The sequence below is a fragment of the Gilliamella sp. App6-5 genome (genome assembly GCF_001690525.1).
Taxonomy (GTDB): domain Bacteria; phylum Pseudomonadota; class Gammaproteobacteria; order Enterobacterales; family Orbaceae; genus Gilliamella; species Gilliamella apicola_H.
In genome coordinates this window covers 1-6,249 of record NZ_LZGT01000103.1, presented here as the reverse complement: position 1 = coordinate 6,249, position 6,249 = coordinate 1, and the positions used below count along the sequence as shown (strand labels likewise).

Below are 6,249 nucleotides of genomic sequence, written 5' to 3'. Positions count from 1 at the left end.
GTTAGCCATAATCGCTATACCTTAACGGTTGACGGGCTGGGGGCGCCGATTTCGGTTTTACATGTTGAGGGTAATGAGTCGTTAAACCAGCCTTGGCGTTATGTAATCTCCTTTACCAGTACTGACAAAACCTTATCGCCTGATTCCTTTCTTAATCAAAAATCGACCTTCTCCTTTAATCCGGTTATCAACAAACCATTAACTTCTGCTATCCGCTCATTAAGTGATTTGCCCACGTTGACGAATAAACGCACCTTGCATGGGGTGATTACTGAGTTTAGTCAGTTATCGGTCAATAAAGAGGAAGCCCATTATCAGGTGGTGTTATCCTCGTGCTTAGCACGGCTCGCAGTGGGGCAACATAGTGCCATATTTCAACAGCAAAGTGTGGTGAGTGTAGTTGAAGAAGTGCTACGCAGTCATGGTTTGACGGGCATTGATTACCGTTTAGAGTTAAAAGACAGCTATCCTGAGCGGGAGTTTATTACTCAGTGGCAAGAAAGTGACCTTGAATTTATTCAACGCTTATTGGCCGATGTCGGTATCTGGTTTCGCTTTGAAACGCACGCCGAACATCATTGTGATGTGATGGTGTTAAGTGATTATGAACAAGGTTATGCGCAGGTGGCTAATATTGACTATAAACCACCCAGTGGCATGGCAGATAGTGGCGTTGAAAGTGTGTGGGATATCAGCCTGCATAGTGAAGTGGTGGTCTCCTCTGTCAAGGTACAAGACTATAACTACCGTGATGCCCTCGCCGATTTACAGGGCGAGATTAACACCCAACCCAAAGACCTTACCACCTATGGCAGCGACTATCGCTATGCCGAGCACTATAAAGGCTTAGCGAGTAACGGCCAAGAAAACCCGCAAGATAGTGGCGATAATAACGATGATGATAACCATGTTAATCCTGATAACGGCAATAATCCTAATGAGAATAACAGGCATGACGATAATCAGATTGAAAGCGGTCAGTGGTATGCCCGTATTCGCCATGAACAGGCTATTAGCCAGCAAATTATCCTCAAAGGCAAGAGTAATCACTATAACCTTGCTCCCGGTCAATGGATTAACCTCAACGGCAGCCCGCTGGCAGATATCAATGACGGTATCATCATTTTAACGGTACAAGGGCAGGGTAACCGCACTGATGCTTATGAACTCACCTTTACCGCTATTCCCTATCAAGCCTTAAAACCCTATCGCCCTGCGCCTATACGCTGGCCACAAGTTAGTGGCACATTACCTGCCCGTGTCACCAGTCCCAATCATGACACCTATGGCTATATCGACCCGCAAGGGCGCTATCGGGTTAAATTTAACTTTGATTTAAAAGAGTGGAAAAATGGCACGGAAAGCTTATGGGTACGCTTAGCCAAACCGTATGCAGGCAACACCTATGGCTTTCACTTCCCATTAATTGATGGCACTGAAGTAGCGATTGCCTTTATGCAGGGCAATCCTGACCGGCCGTATATCGCCCATGCGATGCATGATAGTGCTCACCCCGACCTTGTTACCACCATTAACAAACACCGCAATGTGATTCGCACGCCGGCTAATAACAAACTGCGCATGGATGACAAACGTGGGCAAGAGCATATCAAACTGGCCACCGAATACGGCAAAACTCAACTTAATATTGGTCACTTAGTTAACGAAAAAAAACAACCTCGCGGTGAAGGCTTTGAACTGCGCACCGACGAATGGGGGGCGATTGCTGCTAACAAAGGCTTATACTTAACCACGCAAACCGAGCCGAAAGCGCAAGGCAAACAGCTCGATATGCAAGCGGCAATAAGCCAACTTGAAAATGCTTTAGCCATTGCCAAAGCGCTACAAAATGCCGCCACCCAGTCCGAGGCACACAGCGCCGATACCGACAGCCAAGCGCAACTTAAAGCCAACTTAACTCAGCTAACCCAAAGTGGCCTACTGGCCTATGCGCAAGAAGGCATCGCCCTAACCAGCCCTGAAAATATTCAACTGACAACAGCGAGCAGCCTCACCTTAACTAGCGAACATCAAACCGACATCAACGCTTTAAACAACGTCACCCTTTCAGCGGGCGAGGCGATTGGCTTATTTGCGCAAAAATCAGGCATGAAACTATTTGCCAACCAAGGTGATATTGAAGTGCAAGCCCAAAATGCCAACCTCAATATGGCTGCCAAGCAAGATATTAAAGTGGATAGTGTGGATGGCAAGGTGACCATTACCGCCAAAGACAACCTCACGCTCATTTGCGGTGGCTCTTATATCAAAATCAGCAGTGAAGGCATTGAACTGGGTACACAGGATAACATCTATCTTAAGTGTAATGTCTTCCAGAAGATGGGGGTGGCGACAAAATCAATTACTTCTTTGACATTACCCAAAGTTACTTCAGAGGTTAATGAAAAAATTTGTTTACCATGTTTGATACGAGCTGCAGAAAGAGCGCAAATGCTAGTGATATTAGGAGATGAATAATGTTAAATCAACATATTTCTTATCAAACATTTTTGGAACAACAAAAGCAATCCAGATATAAACTCTCACTTTATGTATTAGTCGATGGGCTAGAATATGAACGCTTATTTCAAAAAGAAATTATTCAAGATAAAAATACATTACCACTTTTTATCCGTCCAAACAATAAAGAGGTCGCTTTTGCAGGGCCTTGGCTTATCGATATTATGCAAGTTGATAAAAATGTACAAAATTCACTATTGCAGCTTGAAAAAACGTATCCATCGGTTATGTGGTTAATTTCAATTCTTAGCTTAGATTATTTATTTAACCAACTAGAAAACCAATTACATTTACAATTACCTAATAAACGTAATGCATTATTACGTTATTATGATCCACGTGTCTTAAACAAGTTACAAAATGTGCTCACACCTAAACAATTTAAACTATTTACATTAAATATCATTGACTGGATCTATTTTCATAATAATCATTACTATTCCCTAATAAAAGGTAAATTATAATGCAATTTTGTAAAGAACAAATGAATGCTGTATCTCATCAAGAAGATGATAACTACCTTTGGCAAATTACTAATCAGATAAAAAATGATAAACGTTTAACTTTACCAGACGAAGATATTAATAAGTTATTTCGGCGATTAAAAGAAACTTATAACTACCTTATTGCACTAGGTTTTACTAAAAAAGCACTTATTGAGGCATTTTTATACGGGGAAGCCGTAACGCCGGGTTATAAGAATAATCCAATAATTAAAGATTGGATTGAAAAAAAGGATCATATTCCAGAACAACAATATGAAGATTTGCTTATTATTGTAGAGAAAAAGCAAAAAGGTTTACTTTAAGGAACAACAATCATGCCGATACTTATTCTGATTGAAGAAATAATAGCGATAATGGGAGCTTCTATAATCGCTTATCAGACTAGCAAAGAAACATCGGATTATCCTCCAGGTTATGAAATAAGCGCTACGCCTATTTTGGAACCCAAAAAAACACATCATCATATCTACCCTTTATATCAAGACCCTATGATTTATATGGCTATATTTAAAGCGATAGAATCAGTAACAAATAAAGCTTTAGAAGATAATGAAATAATTGATATGACTGGAGAAGATGATATAGAGCCCGATACACCAGAGGCAATAGCAGAATTAGAAAAAGAGATCGAACTAATACAAACATATCATATTAATACTTATAAGAAAAAACTTGAGAGGTTAAGACGAGGCGAACCAATTAGTCCAGCGTTAACAGAAACACAGTTATTAACCCTTATTGATAATTGTGAAAAAGAAATTAAAGAGATACAACATGATATTGAGATGGCTAAATATTATAATATAAGAGTCTTAACTAATCATGAAAAAGAATTGATTAAAGCCACAATCGCTGAAAAAATGGTTAGAATAAAAGAAGATCAGCTTGAAAAAAGCCAACGGTGTAACTGCTCTATTTCATCATTTATTACGAAAAAAATGTTTCGCCGTAATATGAGCGATCTGTCGGCTGATTACCAGTGTGCGTTTACTGGCGAATCTTGGGCGCGTACAGAAAATCCGAAAACGGGTAAAATGTCGGTAGAAATCAAAGAATGGCTTTATGAAGGCCCTGCAGGAAAAGCTGATTTCGATGGTTGGCTGGAACAATTTTGTTTGTTGCTTGAAATGAAAGCCAATTATGATTCCTTGATGTTTAGCCGAACACAAGTTAATACCCAAACAGGTCAGCCAGAATTAAAACGATTGGGTAAGAAAAAAATAGAAGGGTTCAAAAAACAAGCCGAAAAACATGATAAAATTTGTTCTACCCATCCATACGCTCACTGTTGTTGGATTTTTATGACCCCCCTTGCCTATAATGCTTTTTTAGATATTTTAGAGATTGATTCATACCTTTCATTAAGTGCAATTTGGGTTCCATTATCGTAATTAACACAAGGAGATTAATATGACTAGATACATTGAATCAGACGATATTCAGTTTAGTATCATACTTTATTTACCAAAGACAACAACACTCACATTTACTGATTTTTATCGACGTTTAGAAAATGCCTTAAAGGCTTATCAAGATAGTTTTGATTCAAACATGCATTGGTACCTATCTAAAAACACCATAAGAGCGAAACCAGAAGAGTTAGTCTACTGCCCTGAGGGTTTTACTGATTTTGGGATGAAAAAGCTTGCTTTAGCCTACCAAAAAATTGAAAAGAACAATGATACGCAGATTTTTTTTATTGATGGTGAACCGACAAGTATCGGGCAGATTATCACTTATAATGTTGATAAATCATTTTTTGATGATGCTCTGATTAGTTCTGAAATTGACTTTTTTTTCACTAAATTTGAAGATTTACAGCTATTAAAGCAAATCACAACCTTTGTAACAAAATTGGCTAATGTTTTTACAGATAGTTATATTGAAATTGATTTGATACATCTTTTCCCTCGTTCTAAAAATATATTTCCTAAACGAATCGGTACCTCATTAATTGTTTACATTCCAGCACCACTAAATGCAAAGGATTATCCAGAATCACATAAAATTATTCCTATTAATCAAAATGATAAACAGGTTGGCACTGTCATTGTATCGCTCGATCACTTTCCATTTTTTAAAAATATTGAGGATGTGAAAACAATGAATCGCCTTGATGTTCGGTTACGCGAAGCGGATTTGCTACCAGAGCGAAGTAATTTATGATTATCCCTAAACTTACTAAGTCAAGACATTAAGGTTGTCTGGTTACAAATTGAAATTCAGTCATCAGAAACTGATGATTTAGATATTTTAGAGATTGATTCATACCCTTCATTAAGTGTAATTTGGGTTCCATTATCGTAATTAACATAAAGAGATTAATATGACTAAATACATTGAATCAGACGATATTCAGTTTAGTATCATACTTTATTTACCAAAGACAGCAACACTCACATTTACTGATTTTTATCAACGTTTGGAAAATGCCTTAAAGGCTTATCAAGACAGTTTTGATTCAAACATGTGTTGGTATCTTTTTAAAAACACCGTAAAAGTGAAACCAGAAGAGTTAGTCTACAGCCCTGAGGGTTTTACTGATTTTGGGATGAAAAAACTTGCTTTAGCCTACCAAAAAATTGAAAAGAACAATGATACGCAGATTTTTTTTATTGATGGCGAACATAAAAGTTCAGGACAGGTTATCACTTATGATGTTGATAAATCATTTTTTGATGATGCTCTGATTAGTTCTGAAATTGACTTTTTTTTCACTAAATTTGAAGATTTACAACTATTAAAGCAAATCACAACCTTTGTAACAAAATTGGCTAATGTTTTTACAGATAGTTATATTGAAATTGATTTGATACATCTTTTCCCTCGTTCTAAAAATATATTTCCTAAACGAATCGGTACCTCATTAATTGTTTACATTCCAGCACCACTAAATGCAAAGGATTATCCAGAAGCACATAAAATTATTCCTATTAATCAAAATGATAAACAGGTTGGCACTGTCATTGTATCGCTCGATCACTTTCCATTTTTTAAAAATATTGAGGATGTGAAAACAATGAATCGCCTTGATGTTCGGTTACGCGAAGCGGATTTGCTACCAGAACGAAGTAATTTATGATCATTCCTAAACTTACTAAGTCAAGACATTAAGGTTGTCTGGTTACAAATTGAAATTCAGTCATCAGAAACTGATGATTTAGATATTTTAGAGATTGATTCATACCCTTCATTAAGTGTAATTTGGGTTCCATTATCGTAA

Annotated in this window: 6 protein-coding genes; all 6 read left to right on the top strand. The window is 37.4% G+C overall.

The window, feature by feature from the left end:
* The coding region (locus A9G24_RS11960; protein WP_065639224.1) for a type VI secretion system Vgr family protein at window positions 1-2,478 on the top strand (2,478 nt) is incomplete at its 5' end.
* Window positions 2,478-2,984 carry a DUF4123 domain-containing protein gene (locus A9G24_RS11955; RefSeq protein ID WP_065639223.1) on the top strand — a complete coding sequence of 169 codons (507 nt, stop codon included), beginning with the start codon at window positions 2,478-2,480 and terminating at the stop codon, window positions 2,982-2,984. The genes A9G24_RS11960 and A9G24_RS11955, both read left to right, overlap by 1 nt.
* On the top strand, window positions 2,984-3,328 hold the full coding sequence (locus tag A9G24_RS11950) for a hypothetical protein (protein ID WP_065639222.1): 345 nt from the start codon (window positions 2,984-2,986) through the stop codon (window positions 3,326-3,328). Before A9G24_RS11955 ends, A9G24_RS11950 begins: the two co-directional genes overlap by 1 nt.
* 12 nt (window positions 3,329-3,340) lie before the next feature.
* On the top strand, window positions 3,341-4,417 hold the full coding sequence (locus A9G24_RS11945; RefSeq protein ID WP_065639221.1) for a Tox-REase-5 domain-containing protein: 1,077 nt from the start codon (window positions 3,341-3,343) through the stop codon (window positions 4,415-4,417).
* A 19-nt stretch (window positions 4,418-4,436) separates the two neighbouring features.
* Window positions 4,437-5,192, top strand: coding sequence for an Imm52 family immunity protein (locus A9G24_RS11940; protein ID WP_065639220.1), 756 nt, complete (start codon window positions 4,437-4,439; stop codon window positions 5,190-5,192).
* Between the two features lie 160 nt (window positions 5,193-5,352).
* Complete coding sequence (locus A9G24_RS11935; RefSeq protein ID WP_065637471.1) at window positions 5,353-6,108, top strand: Imm52 family immunity protein; 756 nt, start codon at window positions 5,353-5,355, stop codon at window positions 6,106-6,108.
* The last annotated feature ends 141 nt before the right edge of the window (window positions 6,109-6,249 follow it).